This window comes from Pigmentiphaga sp. YJ18, assembly GCF_038066655.1.
In the GTDB taxonomy this organism is placed as follows: domain Bacteria; phylum Pseudomonadota; class Gammaproteobacteria; order Burkholderiales; family Burkholderiaceae_B; genus Pigmentiphaga.
In genome coordinates, this window is the sequence record NZ_JBBUKU010000001.1 from 297,349 (window position 1) to 312,301 (window position 14,953).

Sequence of the window (14,953 nt, forward strand, 5' to 3'; positions counted from 1 at the left end):
CTCACGCGAGACTCCCTTGGGGACCGGTAATGGTGTGATAGCCGCGAAACGACAGCACCCCTTCGAAGCCGAGATTGCGACCGACGCCGCTCTGCTTGAAGCCGCCGAACGGTCCGCGGTCATCCTGGCCCAGCGGCCCGTGCGTATTGATGTAGGTGTAGCCGGCCTCGAACTGCCGGGCGAGCCGCCACGCGCGCGCCATGTCGCGGGTCCATACCGACGAGCACAGGCCAAAGCGCGTGTCGTTCGCCATCGCCATGCCCTGCGCTTCGTCGTCGATCGGAATGATGGGCAGGGCCGGCCCGAATTGCTCTTCGCGCACGATGTCCAGGTGTGGTTCGGGATCGAGCACCAGCGCGGGCTTCTGGAAGAAGCCCGCTCGATAGAGCGCCTCGTCGGGCACCGTACCGCACTCCCGGACTTCGGCGCCCGCGGCGCGAGCCTGCGCCAGCATGTCGGTGACGACCTTCAACTGGCGGCGATTGTTCACCGGGCCCATGGTGGTTTCCGGCAGCAGGCCGTCGCCGACCACCTGGGCCGCGGCCATGGCAGACAGACCGTCCACCACTTCGTCGTAGCGCGAACGATGCACGTACAGCCGCTTGAGCGCCATGCAGATCTGGCCCGAGGTCATGAACGCGCCCAGGTACATGCGCTGGAAGGCAGCCTGGTCCAGCACGGCATCCTCCAGCACCAGGGCCGCATCGTTACCGCCCAGTTCCAGGGTGACCGGCACCAGTTGCCCGGCAGCCATCTTCATCACGTGCCGGCCCACCGGAATGCTGCCGGTGAAATTGATCATGCGGACCGCCGGGTGCGTCAGCATCGCGTCGCCGATCTCGGACGACGAACCGGTGATCAGGTTGACCACGCCGGGCGGCAGGGCCTCGGCGATGCGGGCCACGGTCATGGCCGGCGCCATCGACGAATTCTCGGGAAGCTTGATGACGACGGTGTTGCCCGCCAGCAGCGCCTGCGGCAGTTTCGCCCCGAGGATGGACAGCGGCCAGTTCCAGGGCACGACCAGCAGGGCGACTCCGCGCGGCTGGTGCTCCACCACGGTATCGAACGGCGGGCCCTTCATGACGTCCTGCGTGTCGAGCCGCTGCGCATACGAAGCCACTTGCACGAAGCGGCCCCCCAGCCGGCCCATCTCGATGCGCGACTCCTTCAGCACCTTGCCGTGTTCCCGTGTGAACAGCCGGATGCGCGCCTCGAAATCGGCCTCGTCCGAGGTCAGGTGCACGGCGATGCGCTGCAGGTATTCGGCGCGTTCGGCACACGACAGATCGCGCCAGGCGGGGAACGCCCGCTGCGCGGCATCGAACGCCGCCTCCACGTCGGCGATACCGGCCCGGGCCGCATGGCCGACCAGTTCGCCGGGCCGGGCGGGGTTGTAAAGAGGGTACGTCCTGCCATCGGCCGCAGGCCGGCGCTGCCCGTCGATAAACAGCTGCGATGCGCCGAGCGGATGAGCATGGTCCATCTGGGTCTCCTCGCGGCATCTTCACGTGGTGCCGCTTGCGGGACGCAGTGTAGGAGTGCAGTGGAAGATTGTTCTATACAACGCAACGTCCGGGTACACCCTAGGCTCGTCTGCGCCGCGGATCCGCTTTTGCGTACTATTCGTCTCACCGCACTGAACCGCCGCGCGCCCGCGCAGGAGCTCCCGCCCATGCCCAGCAGCAAACGCCCCGCCCCCGCCGCCACGAAAACCGCCGCGCCGGACCGGCGCAGCAAGGTGCAGTCGGCCGGCATGGGCATGTCCATACTGAAAGCCCTGGCCGGCATGGGCGGCGCGGCCTCGCTGACCGCGCTGGCCGCCCGGGTGGGCGAGAACCCATCCAAGGTGCACCGCTATCTGGCCAGCCTGGTGGAGGCCGACCTGGTCGTGCAGGACATCTCCAGTTCACACTACGTGCTGGGCCCGGAATCGCTGGCCATCGGACTGGCCGCGATGCGGCAGTCCGACCCCCTGACCCTGGCGGCGGCCGAGCTGGTGCAACTGGGCGAGTCCCGCAACCTGTCCTGCTTCGTATCGGTGCTCGGCAACTGCGGCCCGACCATCGTGCGCTGGAGCGAACCGACGCAGCCGGTCGCCGTGAACGTAAGGATCGGCTCGGTGATGCCGGTATTGTGGTCGGCCACCGGGCGCGCATTCGGCGCCTTCTCGCGTTCGACCGCGCAACTCGAGGCGCTGATCGCGCACGAACTGGAAATCGCCACGCCCCGGCAGCGCGCACTGCTGGCCGATCGCCGCGCCGCGGATCACTTGTTCGAGGAAATCCGCGCGCAGGGCTGCGCGCCGGTCAGCGACCTGTACCTGAACGGCATCAGCGCGGTCGCCGCCCCGGTGCGCAACGCCGATGGCGCGGTGCCCGTGGTGATCACCGCGCTGGGGCCATCCGGCGCGTTCGACCCCTCCCCCGGCGGCGAAATCGCTGGAGCGGTACGACAGGCAGCGGCCGCGGTCAGCAAGCGGCTCGGTCATGGGGGGTGGTGATTCTCCCGATTTAATTTTACGCATTGCGTATAATAATTACGCAAATGGACCCCTCCCCTCGGGATCCGGCAACAGGAGACACGCCATGTCCGCACCCCCGCCCCGGGCCGGAGGCTGCCCGATCCATCACGACGCCGCGTCCGCCGGCGTCGGTCCCACCGGCTGCCCCGTCAGCACGCGCGCCGCCGGTTTCGACCCGTTCGAAGACGGCTACCAGCAGGACCCGCCCGAGTACGTGCGCTGGGCGCGCGAACAGGAACCCATTTTCTACAGCCCCCGGCTGGGCTACTGGGTGGTTACGCGCTACGAGGCCATCAAGGCCATCTTCCGCGACAACATCACCTTCAGCCCTTCGATCGCGCTGGAGAAGATCACGCCCACGGGGCCCGAGGCCAACGCCGTGCTCGAGCAGTACGGCTACGCGATGAACCGCACCCTGGTCAACGAGGACGAGCCGGCGCACATGCCGCGCCGGCGCGTCCTGATGGAGCCTTTCACGCCCGAGCACCTGAAGCACCACGAACCCATGGTGCGGCGGCTGGCGCGCGAATACGTGGACCGCTTCGTCAATGACGGCCGCGCCGACCTGGTCGACCAGATGCTGTGGGAAGTGCCGCTGACCGTGGCGCTGCATTTCCTGGGCGTGCCCGAGGAAGACATGGACACGCTGCGGCGCTATTCCATCGCCCACACCGTCAACACCTGGGGCCGTCCCGAACCCGAGGAACAGGTGGCGGTGGCCCATGCCGTCGGCAACTTCTGGCAATACGCCGGCAAGGTGCTGGAAAAAATGCGCCAGGCCCCGGACCAGCCCGGCTGGATGCGCTACGGCATCCGCAAGCAGCAGGAACACCCGGAGGTCGTGACCGACTCCTACCTGCATTCGATGATGATGGCCGGCATCGTCGCCGCCCACGAGACCACCGCCAACGCCACGGCCAACGCGATCAAGCTGCTGTTGCAGCATCCCGACGCCTGGCGCGAAATCTGCGAGGACCCGGGCCTGATCCCCAGCGCGGTCGAGGAATGCCTGCGCCACAACGGCTCGGTGGCGGCCTGGCGCCGCCTGGTGACCCGCGACACGCGCATCGAGGGCGTGGATATCCCCGCCGGATCGAAGCTGCTGATCGTGACCTCGTCGGCCAACCACGACGACCGCCACTTCGCCGACGCCGATTTCTTCGACATCCGCCGCGAGAATGCCAGCGATCACCTGACCTTCGGCTATGGCTCGCACCAATGCATGGGCAAGAACCTGGCCCGCATGGAAATGCAGATTTTCCTGCAGGAGCTGACGCGCCGCCTGCCTCACATGCGCCTGGCCGACCAGCGTTTCAGCTATGTGCCCAATACCTCGTTCCGCGGGCCGGAGCACCTGTGGGTGGAGTGGGACCCGGCACGGAACCCCGAGCGCCAGGATGCCACGCTGCTGCAAATCCAGCCGCCGGTGCGCATAGGCGAACCCTCGCGCCACGCCATCGCGCGCAGCGTGGTGGTGGAAAGCGCCACCCCGGTGGCCGACGGCATCGTCAAGCTGCGCCTGGTGTCGCCCGACGGCCGCGCGCTGCCGCGCTGGGCCCCCGGCTCGCACATCGACGTCGAGTGCGGCGAACCCGAACGCTCGCGCCAATACTCGCTGTGCGGAGACCCCGCCGACGCGGGCGCTCTGGAGATCGCTGTCCTGCATGAACCCGAGGGGCGCGGCGGATCATCCTGGATACACGGCCGCGTGCGCGTGGGCGACAAGCTGCGCATACGCGGCCCGCGCAACCACTTCCGCCTGGACGAGACGGCGGAGAAACTGATACTGGTCGCCGGCGGCATCGGCATCACGCCCATCGCCGCCATGGCCCGCCGCGCCCGCGAACTGGGCATGGACTACGAGCTGCACTACAGCGGCCGCAGTCGCGCCGGCATGGCCTTCCTGGACGAACTGGCCACCCTGCATGGCGAGCGCCTGCACGTGTACGTCTCGGAAGAAGGCCAGCGCAACGACCTGGCCGCGCTGCTGGGCCAGCCCCGGGAAGGCTGGAAGATCTGCGCCTGCGGCCCCAAGCGCATGCTCCAAGCCCTGGAAGCGCACTGCGCGGCCTGGCCGGACGATGCGCTGCGCATCGAGCACTTCGAGTCCAATCTCGCCCAGCTCGACCCGGCCAGGGAACACGCCTTCGAGGTGGAACTGAAGGATTCCGGCATCACCGTGACGGTCCCGGCGGATCGCACCGTGCTGGCCTCGCTGCGCGCCGCCAACATCGACGTGCCCAGCGACTGCGAGGAAGGCCTGTGCGGTTCGTGCGAGGTGCGCGTGCTGGCCGGCCAGGTCGACCATCGCGACATGGTGCTGACCAAGGCCGAGCGCGAGGCGAACGACCGGATGATGACCTGCTGTTCGCGGGCGTGCGCCGGGAAACTGGTGCTGGAGCTGTAGCGCGCCTGCCGGGCGGGATGCGGTACCATCGGCCCACCCAGTCCCGCTCCGTCCCGCACCGTGTTCCACGTCATCCTCGTCCACCCCGAAATACCGCCCAACACCGGCAACGCCATCCGGCTCGCCGCCAATACCGGCGTGCAACTGCACCTGGTGCGCCCGCTGGGCTTCGAGCTCGAGGACGCCAAGCTGCGGCGCGCGGGGCTGGACTATCACGAATGGGCCTCGGTCCAGGTGCATGACGACTTCGCCGCCGCCATCGCCGCCACCGGCGCGGCGGCGGACCGCGTGTTCGCCTTCACGACGCGCGGGTCGCGGCTGTTCGGCGCGGTCCGTTTCCAGCCCGGCGACGCCTTCGTGTTCGGCAGCGAGACGGCCGGCCTGCCCGCCGCCATCCGCGACGGCTTTCCCGAGGAACAGCGGCTGCGCCTGCCGATGCGGCCGGGCCAGCGCAGCCTGAACCTGTCCAACTCCGTGGCGGTAACGGTGTTCGAAGCCTGGCGGCAATCCGGCTACGAAGGCGGCCTGTAAGATACGAAAAAAGGAGGAACGCGATGCCCATACTGACCACCCACGTCGGCAGCCTGCCCCGCGGCGACGAGCTGGCGCAGCTGCTGCTCGCGCGCGACCATGGCCAGGAGGTCGACCCCGATCAATTCGAGCGGACCGTGCAGGCGGCCATCGACGGCGCGGTGCAGAAGCAGGTCCAGGCCGGCGTCGACATCATGAGCGACGGCGAACTCGGCAAGGTCGGCTACGCCACCTACATCACCGAACGGCTGGAAGGCTTCGGCGGCCACATCGACCGGCAGCCCGCCAAGGATCTGGCCGACTTCCCCGACCTGCGCAAGAAGCTGGCCGCGATCATGGGGTCCCAGGAATTCGTGCGCGCCGCCTGCGTCGGCCCGGTCAAGCTGCGCACCATGGAGCCCTGCCATGCCGACATCCGCCGCTTCAAGTCCGCGGTCGAGCGGCACGGCCAGGGCCGCCGGGCCTTCATGAACGCCGCCTCGCCGGGGCTGGTGACCGCGTTCCAGCCCAACAAGCACTACCCGACGCACGAGGCCTACCTGGCGGACCTGGTCGAGGCCATGCGTCCTGAATACGAGGCCATCGTGGCGGCGGGCTTCGACCTGCAACTGGACTGCCCGGACCTGGCCATGGCCGCGCACACCGGCTACCAGAACCTGAGCGAAGCCGAATTCGTGCAGCGGGCGTGGCAGAACGTCGAGGCGCTGAACGCGGCCACGAGCAACATCCCGCCCGAGAAGCTGCGCATGCACATCTGCTGGGGCAACTACGAGGGCCCCCATCACTGCGACATCGCGCTGGAAAAGGTCATCGACCTGATCCTGGCCGCCCGGCCGGCCACCATCCTGTTCGAAGCGGCCAATCCGCGCCACGAGCACGAATGGGAGATCTGGCGCGCGGCCAGGCCCGAGAACAAGATCCTCGCCCCCGGGCTGATCGACAGTTGTTCGAACTATGTCGAGCATCCGGAGCTGATCCGCCAGCGGCTGGAGCGCTACGTCTCGTTCATGGGTGAAGACCGGGTGGTGGCAAGCACCGACTGCGGCTTCGGCACCTTCGCGAACTACGGCAAGATCGATCCGGCCGTGACCTGGATGAAGCTGTCGGCGCTGCGCGACGGCGCCGACCGGGCCAGCGCGGCCCGATAGGCGGACACGGAAGCGGCGGCCCGCGCCGCGGGCCGCCGCCTACCACTCCACCGCCACGTACTTCGTCTCCATGTATTCCTGCATGCCTTCCCAGCTGCCTTCCCGGCCCAGGCCGCTCTGCTTGACGCCGCCGAACGGCGCCGCCGGGTCCGAGACCAGCCCCCGGTTCAGCGCCACCATGCCGAACTCCAGCCGCTCGGCCAGCTTCAGGCCCTTGGCCAGGTCGCGCGTGTAGAGATACGCCGCCAGGCCGTATTCCGTGCCGTTGGCCAGTTCCACCATCTCGTCCTCGGACGCCACGCGCACGATGGGCGCGACGGGGCCGAAGATCTCCTCGCTCAGCACGCGGCTGTCGGCAGGGACATCACCCAGGACGGTGGGCGGATAGAAATAGCCGGGACCGGACAGCCTTTCCCCGCCGCACAGCACTTTCGCCCCGCGCGAGACGGCGTCCTCGACCAGTTCCTCGACCTTGTCGCGGGTCGCGGCGTCGATCAGGCTGCCGACCTGGTTGGCCTCGTCCAGGCCGTGGCCGATCTTCTGGGCGCGCATCCGTTCTGCGAAAGCGCGGACGAAGGCGTCGTAGACGCCCGCCCCGACGTAGAAGCGGTTGGCCGCCGTGCAGGCCTCGCCCATGTTGCGCATCTTGGCGATCATCGCGCCGTCGACCGCGGCTTGCACGTCGGCGTCGTCCAGCACCAGGAACGGCGCGTTGCCGCCCAGCTCCATCGGCGTCTTCAAGACCTGGTCGGCGGCGGCCTTCAGCAGGATGCGCCCCACCTCGGTCGAGCCGGTGAAGGACACCAGCCGCACGCGCGGATCGTGCAGCCAAAGATCCACCAGCGGACCCGAGCGCGACGTCGGCACGATATTGACCACGCCGTCAGGCACGCCCGCCTCGGCCAGGATGTCGGCCAGGGCCAGCATGCTGAGCGGCGTCAGCGAGGCCGGCTTGACCAGCACCGTGCACCCGGCCGCCAACGCGGGCGCGATCTTGCGCGCCCCCATGGCCGAGGGAAAATTCCAGGGCGTGACCAGCGCCACGACGCCTATGGGCTGGTGCTGGACCAGGATCCGGTAGCCGCCGGCCGGCGCGTGGCTGACCGATCCCAGGTTGCGGCAGGCCTCTTCCGAATACCAGCGGAAGAACTCCGCGGCGTAGCGGGTCTCGGCCCGGCTATCGGCCAGCGGCTTGCCGTTTTCCAGCGTGATGATGCGCGCCAGCTCCTCCAGCCGTTCCAGCATCAGCAGGTGGACCTTGCGCAGCACCTCGGCCCGGGTGCGGGGCGGCGTGTCGCGCCACGCGGGCAGGGCCGCCGCCGCCGCGTCGACGGCCGCGCGCGCGTCGTCCAGGCCGGCATCGGCCACCTGGGCGACCCGCTCGCCCGTGGCCGGGTCCGAGACCGTGAACGAACGCGGCTGGGCCGGCTTGGCCCAGTTGCCGTCTATGTAGAGATCGGTGGGCAGATTGGCGATGGATAGCATGGGGGTCTCGCGCATGAGCTCAGGCCGCGGTATCCATGGGATGCCGGCCGACGAAGAAATCGCCGTTGGGCGAGTCGGTGGGCGTCAGGCCCGACTTGACCAGCGCCTGCCGCAGGCTGTTCATGGTGTTCTCGTTGATGCGCATGGTCGGCTGGCGCACCGGGCCGCCGTTGAAGCCGTTGAGCCAGCCCTCGAACTTCCACAGCATGCGGTTCAGGAACTGGGTCTGCGAGGAATACGAGTTGGCCGCGGCGCGGGCCTTGCGCGCCGGCGTCAACTGCCAGTAGAGCCGGGTGGCCTCGTCGTACTTCTTCTCCTGGATCAGGTTGAAGATGCGCGGGATCATGCCGCCGTAGTATTCGGTGTCGCTGGTGCCGATGAACTGGATGGGCACGAGCTGGGCCAGCGCCAGGGCGTACTGTTCGAGCGGCATGGTCACGACCACGTCCTTGCTGAACAGGCGATAGGCCTCCACCCAGCCCATGATGCTGGGCATGCCGCCCTCGGCCTTCAGCGCGGCGATGTTCGGGCAGTCGTCCAGCAGGCGCCGGATCAGCGGCGCCTCGAGGTCGGACGGGTGCACGCGCTCGAAGCCCCAGTGCGGCACCTGGAACAGCATCACGCCCAGGTCCGTCGCGTCGCAGAAGGCCTTGGTGTAGTCGTAGATGTCCTGCGACGTGCGGGCGTAGAAGTTGGCCGGGTACGACAGCAGGATGAGTTCGGCACCGTTGCGCTCGGCAATCTTCGCCGCCTCGATGTTCTCTTCCAGCGTGTTGAAACTGGCGTGGTGAATGAGTTTCAGCCGCCCGCGCGATTCGTCGTTCGCCCAGGCGAAGAACTGCTCGTACTCGGGCAGCGTGATGGCCACTTCCGAGACCATCAGCGTGCCGGAGAAGCCCAGCTCGATCTCGTGGCGGATGTCGTGCCGGATGCCCTGCTCGTTCAGGCCCTTGAGGTCGGCGGTGAACGAGGGGATCACGACGTTGGCGACGCCGCGCAGGTGTTCGTGCGCCCAGTCGCGGGCTTCGTGTCGTTTGTAGGAGGCCATGTTCCAGTTCCTGGTCGAAGAAATCTATTGTTTGTAGGTAAAGGCAATGGGCAGCTCGACGGCCAGCCCCGCGTCGGTAGCCAGGTCGAAGACGAGCTCGGCCGCGACGATGTCCTGCAAGGCCGAGCCCACCGACTTGAACATCGGCAGCCGGGCACCGGCCGCGATCTCGCCGCGCACCAGCTGGTTGAGCGAGCGCAGCCTGGGCGCGAAATCGATACCGCGCGCCCGCGCCTCCAGCATGTCGCCGGACTCGGCGCTGACCTCGTCGGGCATGTCGCAGACGATGAGATCGCAGCGCTCCACCACCGAGGCGTCGATCTCGCGCTGTTGCGGCAGCGTGGAGCCGACCGACACCAGCACCATGCCGTCGCGCAGCGCGTCGGCATGCAGGATGGGGGTCTCGTCGCGCGACCGGGCGGCGGCGATGCCGATGTCGGCACCTTCCATGGCCTGCGCGGCGGTCGCGGCCGGCCGGCAGGGCACGCCCAGCATCGCCTCGAAATCACGCGCGAACTGCTCGCGGTTGGCCGGCGTCGGACTGTAGATCCGCAAGCTCTCGACCTGCCGCAGCGAGGCGATGGCCTGGACGTGGGCGCGCGCCTCGGCGCCGCTGCCCAGCACGCCCAGCCGCACCGGCCGCCGGGGCGCCAGGCAGTCGACCGCCAGCGCCGAGGTGGCCGCGGTGCGGTAGGCGGTGATCTTGTTGGCATCGAGCAGCGCGCGGATCTCGCCCGTGTCCTGGTCCGCCAGCGAGATCAGGTAGTTCATGCCGCGATTGCGGCCGCGGCCGAACACCTTGGCGCCCATGAAGCGCTTGCCGGGCGGCACGCTGGCCAGGGCGCGCAGCGACGCGCCGTCGCCCCGGGCGAAGGTGCGGGGCGGGCTGATGTGCTCGTCGTGGCGCTGGGCATAGGCATCGCGCAGCGCGGCCACCAGCGCGTCCCAGGTCAGCACCCGCTCGACCGCGTCGGTGCCGATGAAGACCGGCGCCGTGCCGCTCATTTGACCACCTCCCGCGTCTCGGTCGCGGCGATCCGGTGCGTGATGGCCGCGATCGACTTCACGTAGGATGCCCAGAACGTCGCGAACTTGGTTCCGGCGGAATACTTGACCTCGCCGCCCGCGCTGGACACGATCTTCTTGAACTCGGGATCGCCGGCCGCGGCCTCCACCGCCTGCCGGATCTTCCGCTCCACGGCCTCCGGCGTGCCGGAGGAAATGAACAGGGCCGTGCCCGCGACCGAGTCGAAGTCCACGCCGCCGTCCTTCATCCGCGGCAGGCCCGCGGGATCGGCCCAGGGTTCGTCGCCGGCCGTGGCCAGGTACTTCAGCCGTCCGGCCTTGACCTGGGTCAGCGACAGCGACCGCGACAGCAGCGCGAAATCGACCTCGCCGGCCACCAGCGCGGTCACCAGCGGACCACCCCCCTGGTAGGGAATGTGCCGCACCTTGATGTGCGCCGTGTCCGCGAACGCCGCGGTGCGCACGTGCACCTCGCCAAAGAAGCCGGTCGATCCGTAGGTCAGGGCATCGGGCCTGGCCTTGGCTGCCGCGATCAGTTCGGGAAAAGTCTTGTAGGGGCTGGCCTCGGGCACCACCATGGCCACCGGCTCGGCGCTCAGCATCGCGACGGGCGTGAGCTGCTCCAGCGTGAACGGCGGTTTCTGCTTGTTGACCACCGCCTGCTCGGGCAGGCTGGCCACGCTCAGCAGCGAGCACAGGATCGAGTAGCCGTCCGCCGGCGCGTTGGCGACCTGGCTCACGCCGATCGCGCCACCCGCCCCCGGGCGATTGATGACGACCACGGTCTGCTTGAGCGCGCGCTGGAGGGCGGGCTGCAACGCGCGAGCCATGTTGTCCGCCGTGCCGCCCGGCGGGAAGGGAACGATCAGGTTGATCGGCCGGTCGGGATACTCCGCCCGCGCGCCCGGCGCGGCGACCAGCGACAGGGCGGTGAACGCCGCGGCCCACAGCGTGGTTTTCATGATGGTCTGTCTCCATGAGAAGGTGGTCTTGTCGCGCTCTGGCGGCGCCTTGCGGACGGCCCGGCATCCGGGCCGCATGACGGTCATCGCGGCGCGACGAACCGGTTTTCGATCACGCCCAGCCCGTCGATCTCGATGCGGACGACGTCGCCCGCGGCCAGGTAGCGCGGCGGCGTCAGCCCCATGCCGACGCCAGCGGGCGTGCCCGTCGCGATGATGTCCCCGGGGTGCAGCGTGATGCCCCGCGAGCAGGTCTCGATCAGCGTCGGAATGTCGAAGATGAAATCGCGGGTGCCGGCGTCCTGCCTGAGCTCGCCGTTGACCCAGCAGCGCACGCGCGTGTCGGTCCCATCCAGCGCGTCGGCGGTCACCACCCACGGCCCCATGGGGCAGAAGGTATCGAAGGACTTGCCCAGGTCCCACTGCTGGTGCCGCATCTGCACATCGCGGGCGGTCACGTCGTTGACGATGGTGTAGCCATAGACGTGGCCCAGGGCCTCGTCGCGCGAGATGTTCTTGCCGCCCTTGCCGATCACCACGGCCAGTTCGGCCTCGTAGTCGATCTGGGTCGAGACCTCGCCCGGCAGCACGACGTCGTCCGCCGGGCCGACGACGCATTCCGGCACCTTGGTGAACACGATGGGCCACGCGGCCGGGTCGGTGTTGCTGGCCTTGAAGACCGAGCCCGACAGTTCCTTGGCATGGGCGTGGTAGTTCCGGCCGACGCAGAACACGTTGCGGCGGGGAACGGGAATGGGTGCTTCCAGGCGTACGCCGTCGAAGGGCACGGTCCTGCCGCGCAGCGTCCCGATGTCGACGCCTCGCGCGGCCATCTCGACCAGCGGCAGCACGCCCCGGTCCGCCGCGCCGTCGGGCAGGTCGAGCAGCGTGACATGGCGGGCGTCGTCGGAAACCATTCCCACATGGCGTTGGCCGTCGAGCATGAAAGTGGCGAGTCGCATGGCAGTCCTTGCTGGATGGTCGGATTCGCTATCTGGCCCGACCAATTGGTTTAATTTGGTTTTAAATGGTATTGATTTGTCGAACTATAAAGCCATTCTCTCACCAAATATACGGGGTTTTCACCTAGATTCACGGCGAATTTGCGCTTTACAATAAAACCAATTTGAACCAATCAAGGGCCAGCGCAACCATGTACCCGTCTCCCAGCCTCCAGGTCCGCACCGACCCCGTCCAGGCGCTGCGCACGGAACTGCTCGATGGCCTGCGCACCGGCAAGTGGGCGCCCGGCAGCCGGCTGCCGACCGAACGCAGCCTGTGCGCGGACTTCGGCGTCAGCCGGTCGGCCCTGCGCCGCGTGCTGCAGGAGCTACGGGACCAGGGCCTGATCGTGCAGAAGGTGGGAAGTGGAACCTATGTGTCGGACACGCCGTCCGGCACCGCGCCGGACATCGTGGCGGCGGCGGGCAAGCTGCTCACGATTCCCTCGGCCAGCCCGGCCGAAATCATGGAAGCCCGGCTGCTGCTCGAGCCCATGATCGTCGAGCTCATCGTCAGCAACGCGACCCTGGCCGACTTCGAACGGCTCGAGGCCTGCTGCGCCCGGTCCGAGACCGCCGACACGCTGGAGGAATTCGAGCACTGGGACAACGCGCTGCACGAGCACCTGGCGCTGGCCACGCACAACGCGCTGTTCGTGAGCGTGTTCAGGCTGCTGGCGGAGGTGCGCAACAGCGGGGAATGGGGCTTCCTGAAGAAAAAGATCGTGACGCCCGAGCGGCGCAGGGAATACGAGGCGGAACACCGCCGCATCGTGGAAGCCTTGAAGCATCGCGACGCGGACACCGCGCGGCGGGAAATCTTCGAACACATCGTGCACGCGCGGACCAATCTGCTGGGCCGGATCTGACGCTCCGGCCCGGGCGAACGCTCAGGCGCGCGCCGGCCGCCGTACCGACCTGAGCGTCCCGCTCTTGCCGCCGCCGCAGAAGAAGCGGTCGCCGCCATCGGATTCCAGTCCCGAGACCCCCGTGCCGGGCGGCATCTCCAGCCTGGCCAGAACCTCGCCGCTTTGCGCATCGATGCGCCGCAGGTCGCTGGCATCGCCTTCCCAGGTGCCGTGCCAAAGCTCGCCGTCCACCCAGGTCACGCCGGTGACGAAGCGCTCGGAGGTGATCGAGCGCAGGATCTTCCCGGTCTCGGGATCGATCTGGTGGATTTTGCGCGCGCGGTAGTGCCCGACCCACAGGGATCCCTCGGCCCATGCCAGCCCCGAGTCCTCGCCGCCGGCCGGCGACGGGATGGTGGCCAGCACACGGCCGGAGTCCGGGTCGATCTTGCGGATCTGGCCATCGGCGATCTGGTACAGGTGCCGGCCATCGAACGCGGTGCCTGCGTTTGCCGGCGTCTGGATCGAGCGCTGCACCTCGCCGCTGGCCGGATCCATGGCACAGAGCCGGTCGCCGATGGCGAACCAGACGTTCTTGCCGTCATAGGTCACGCCGTGCACGCCGTCGGCCTCGGGGAAAGGACCATATTCACGAAGGATGTGGGCTGTCGATGTCTTCATGGCGTCTGCTCGCTGCAAAAGTTGACGAAGAGGATGTCCATGGAGGCATCCTAGCCCTCCGGCAACGCGGCCGGGAGTAACAAGGTTGTCGCGAACCCCGGCACCGGCGGCATCAGCCAGCGGCGGGCCGGCCCCCGCCCGGTGGCCTGCACCCGGCCCGCCTCGGCCAGCTCATCCAGGGCCCGCTGCACGGTGCGCTGGCTGGCTCCCAGTGCCAGCGACAGCGCCGAGCTCGACCATGATTCGCCGTCCGCCAGCAGGGCCAGCACCGGCGCATGCGGCCCCTCGACCGGCCGCGTCAGCACCGCGACGTCGAGCGCCCGGCGCGGCGCCAGCGCGAAGCCGCGCCGGGTCGCCGCCACGTCGGCCAGCCCCGCCAGCGCCTTGCGCAAGCGACCGATTTCCACGCGCAGCCGCGCGCGATGCGTCTCGTCGGGATGCCGGGTACGGAAAGCACGTTCGATCAACGTCTCGCGCGCCACGTCGGCGGGCCAGGCTTCGCCCAGCGCACGCGCGAGCGCGAACAGCACCGGCCGCCGCGCCAGCGGGACCACCTGTCCCGCCTCGCGCACCGCGTGGCGGCAGGCATCGATCACCAGCGCATCCGAGGCCAGCAGCGTTTCCACCTCGGCCAGCGCAATCAGGCGCTCTTCTCCCCGCCACGCCAGCCGCGCCGCGGGCATGTCCAGCACGGAAGCCGCCTGCCGGACCTCGGCTTGCAGCGCGGGGATGCCGGCGCGGTTCGCGGCCTGTTCCGCGCGCGCCAGCGCGGCGCGGGCGGCGGCCGTGCGCAGGCGCCGCATCGCGATCCCCGCCGCCAGCAACTCATGGATGGCCACCGCCGCGACCGTGAGGGGACGGGCATCGACCCCGGCCAGCAAGTGCTCGGCCTCGTCCAGCCGGCCGATAAGCAGGCAGCGCCGGATTTCCAGCTGGCGCACGTGCGCGACATTGGCCAGATCGCCATGCGACTCGAGCGTGGCGCGCGCGGCGGCCAGCGCCTTGTCGGGCCAGGCCAGCTCGCGCGAGGCGAGCGCGATCTCGGCCTCGGCCACGATGCAGCGCGCGCGGGCCAGGGCCTGCCTCGTGCCGAACGCGCTGGCCGCTCGCCGCACCAGCATCCGGGCACGCGCGAACTCGCCAAGCTGGGCCATCGCGATGCCGCGCAGCGCCAGCGCCGGCGGATCGTCGCGCAGCGCCACGCGATTCAAGGCCCCGAAGGGATCACCCGCGGCCAGCGCCTGGGCGGCCTCGGCTATCAATGCATCCATCCGGATCCCGCCACATTTGTC

The 14,953-nt window shown here is 68.9% G+C and carries 13 protein-coding genes; 5 read left to right on the forward strand and 8 right to left on the reverse strand.

Going from position 1 to position 14,953, the window contains the following annotated elements; translation table 11 throughout:
- Position 1 precedes the first annotated feature (1 nt).
- A complete protein-coding gene (locus WKR98_RS01475) occupies positions 2-1,486 on the reverse strand; it encodes an aldehyde dehydrogenase family protein (protein ID WP_341431823.1) in 1,485 nt (494 codons plus the stop codon).
- A 189-nt stretch (positions 1,487-1,675) separates the two neighbouring features.
- On the opposite strand from WKR98_RS01475, the gene WKR98_RS01480 reads away from it, so the two are divergent.
- The 4 genes from WKR98_RS01480 (at position 1,676) to WKR98_RS01495 (ending at position 6,610) form a co-directional block, all read left to right on the forward strand.
- Positions 1,676-2,503: an IclR family transcriptional regulator gene (locus WKR98_RS01480; RefSeq protein WP_341431824.1), complete on the forward strand. Its 828-nt coding sequence runs from the start codon at positions 1,676-1,678 to the stop codon at positions 2,501-2,503.
- 85 nt (positions 2,504-2,588) lie between these two features.
- Positions 2,589-4,931: a cytochrome P450/oxidoreductase gene (locus WKR98_RS01485; protein WP_341431825.1), complete on the forward strand. Its 2,343-nt coding sequence runs from the start codon at positions 2,589-2,591 to the stop codon at positions 4,929-4,931.
- A gap of 60 nt (positions 4,932-4,991) precedes the next feature.
- A complete protein-coding gene (locus WKR98_RS01490) occupies positions 4,992-5,462 on the forward strand; it encodes a tRNA (cytidine(34)-2'-O)-methyltransferase (RefSeq protein ID WP_124691544.1) in 471 nt (156 codons plus the stop codon).
- A gap of 23 nt (positions 5,463-5,485) precedes the next feature.
- A complete protein-coding gene (locus tag WKR98_RS01495; RefSeq protein WP_341431826.1) occupies positions 5,486-6,610 on the forward strand; it encodes a cobalamin-independent methionine synthase II family protein in 1,125 nt (374 codons plus the stop codon).
- Between the two features lie 39 nt (positions 6,611-6,649).
- On the opposite strand, the gene WKR98_RS01500 is transcribed toward WKR98_RS01495, so the two are convergent.
- From WKR98_RS01500 to WKR98_RS01520, 5 genes are all read right to left on the reverse strand, one after another.
- Positions 6,650-8,095 carry an NAD-dependent succinate-semialdehyde dehydrogenase gene (locus WKR98_RS01500; RefSeq protein WP_124691546.1) on the reverse strand — a complete coding sequence of 482 codons (1,446 nt, stop codon included), beginning with the start codon at positions 8,093-8,095 and terminating at the stop codon, positions 6,650-6,652.
- Between the two features lie 19 nt (positions 8,096-8,114).
- Positions 8,115-9,143 (reverse strand): dihydrodipicolinate synthase family protein, encoded by a 1,029-nt coding sequence (locus WKR98_RS01505; RefSeq protein WP_124691547.1) that lies wholly within the window; start codon positions 9,141-9,143, stop codon positions 8,115-8,117.
- Between the two features lie 24 nt (positions 9,144-9,167).
- A complete protein-coding gene (locus tag WKR98_RS01510) occupies positions 9,168-10,148 on the reverse strand; it encodes an ornithine cyclodeaminase family protein (RefSeq protein ID WP_124691548.1) in 981 nt (326 codons plus the stop codon).
- A complete protein-coding gene (locus WKR98_RS01515) occupies positions 10,145-11,131 on the reverse strand; it encodes a Bug family tripartite tricarboxylate transporter substrate binding protein (RefSeq protein WP_341431827.1) in 987 nt (328 codons plus the stop codon). Before WKR98_RS01515 ends, WKR98_RS01510 begins: the two co-directional genes overlap by 4 nt.
- Positions 11,132-11,214: 83 nt before the next feature.
- Entirely contained in the window at positions 11,215-12,093 is an 879-nt protein-coding gene (locus WKR98_RS01520; RefSeq protein WP_124691550.1) for a fumarylacetoacetate hydrolase family protein, read from the reverse strand.
- Between the two features lie 191 nt (positions 12,094-12,284).
- On the opposite strand from WKR98_RS01520, the gene WKR98_RS01525 reads away from it, so the two are divergent.
- Positions 12,285-13,001, forward strand: coding sequence for a FadR/GntR family transcriptional regulator (locus WKR98_RS01525; protein ID WP_124691551.1), 717 nt, complete (start codon positions 12,285-12,287; stop codon positions 12,999-13,001).
- Between the two features lie 21 nt (positions 13,002-13,022).
- Here WKR98_RS01525 and WKR98_RS01530 read toward each other — a convergent pair whose 3' ends face one another.
- Entirely contained in the window at positions 13,023-13,661 is a 639-nt protein-coding gene (locus WKR98_RS01530) for a Vgb family protein (RefSeq protein WP_124691552.1), read from the reverse strand.
- Positions 13,662-13,711: 50 nt separating this feature from the next.
- The gene (locus tag WKR98_RS01535; protein WP_124691553.1) at positions 13,712-14,932 is read right to left on the reverse strand and encodes a helix-turn-helix domain-containing protein; all 1,221 of its coding nucleotides are present in this window, start codon (positions 14,930-14,932) and stop codon (positions 13,712-13,714) included.
- Between the last annotated feature and the right edge of the window lie 21 nt (positions 14,933-14,953).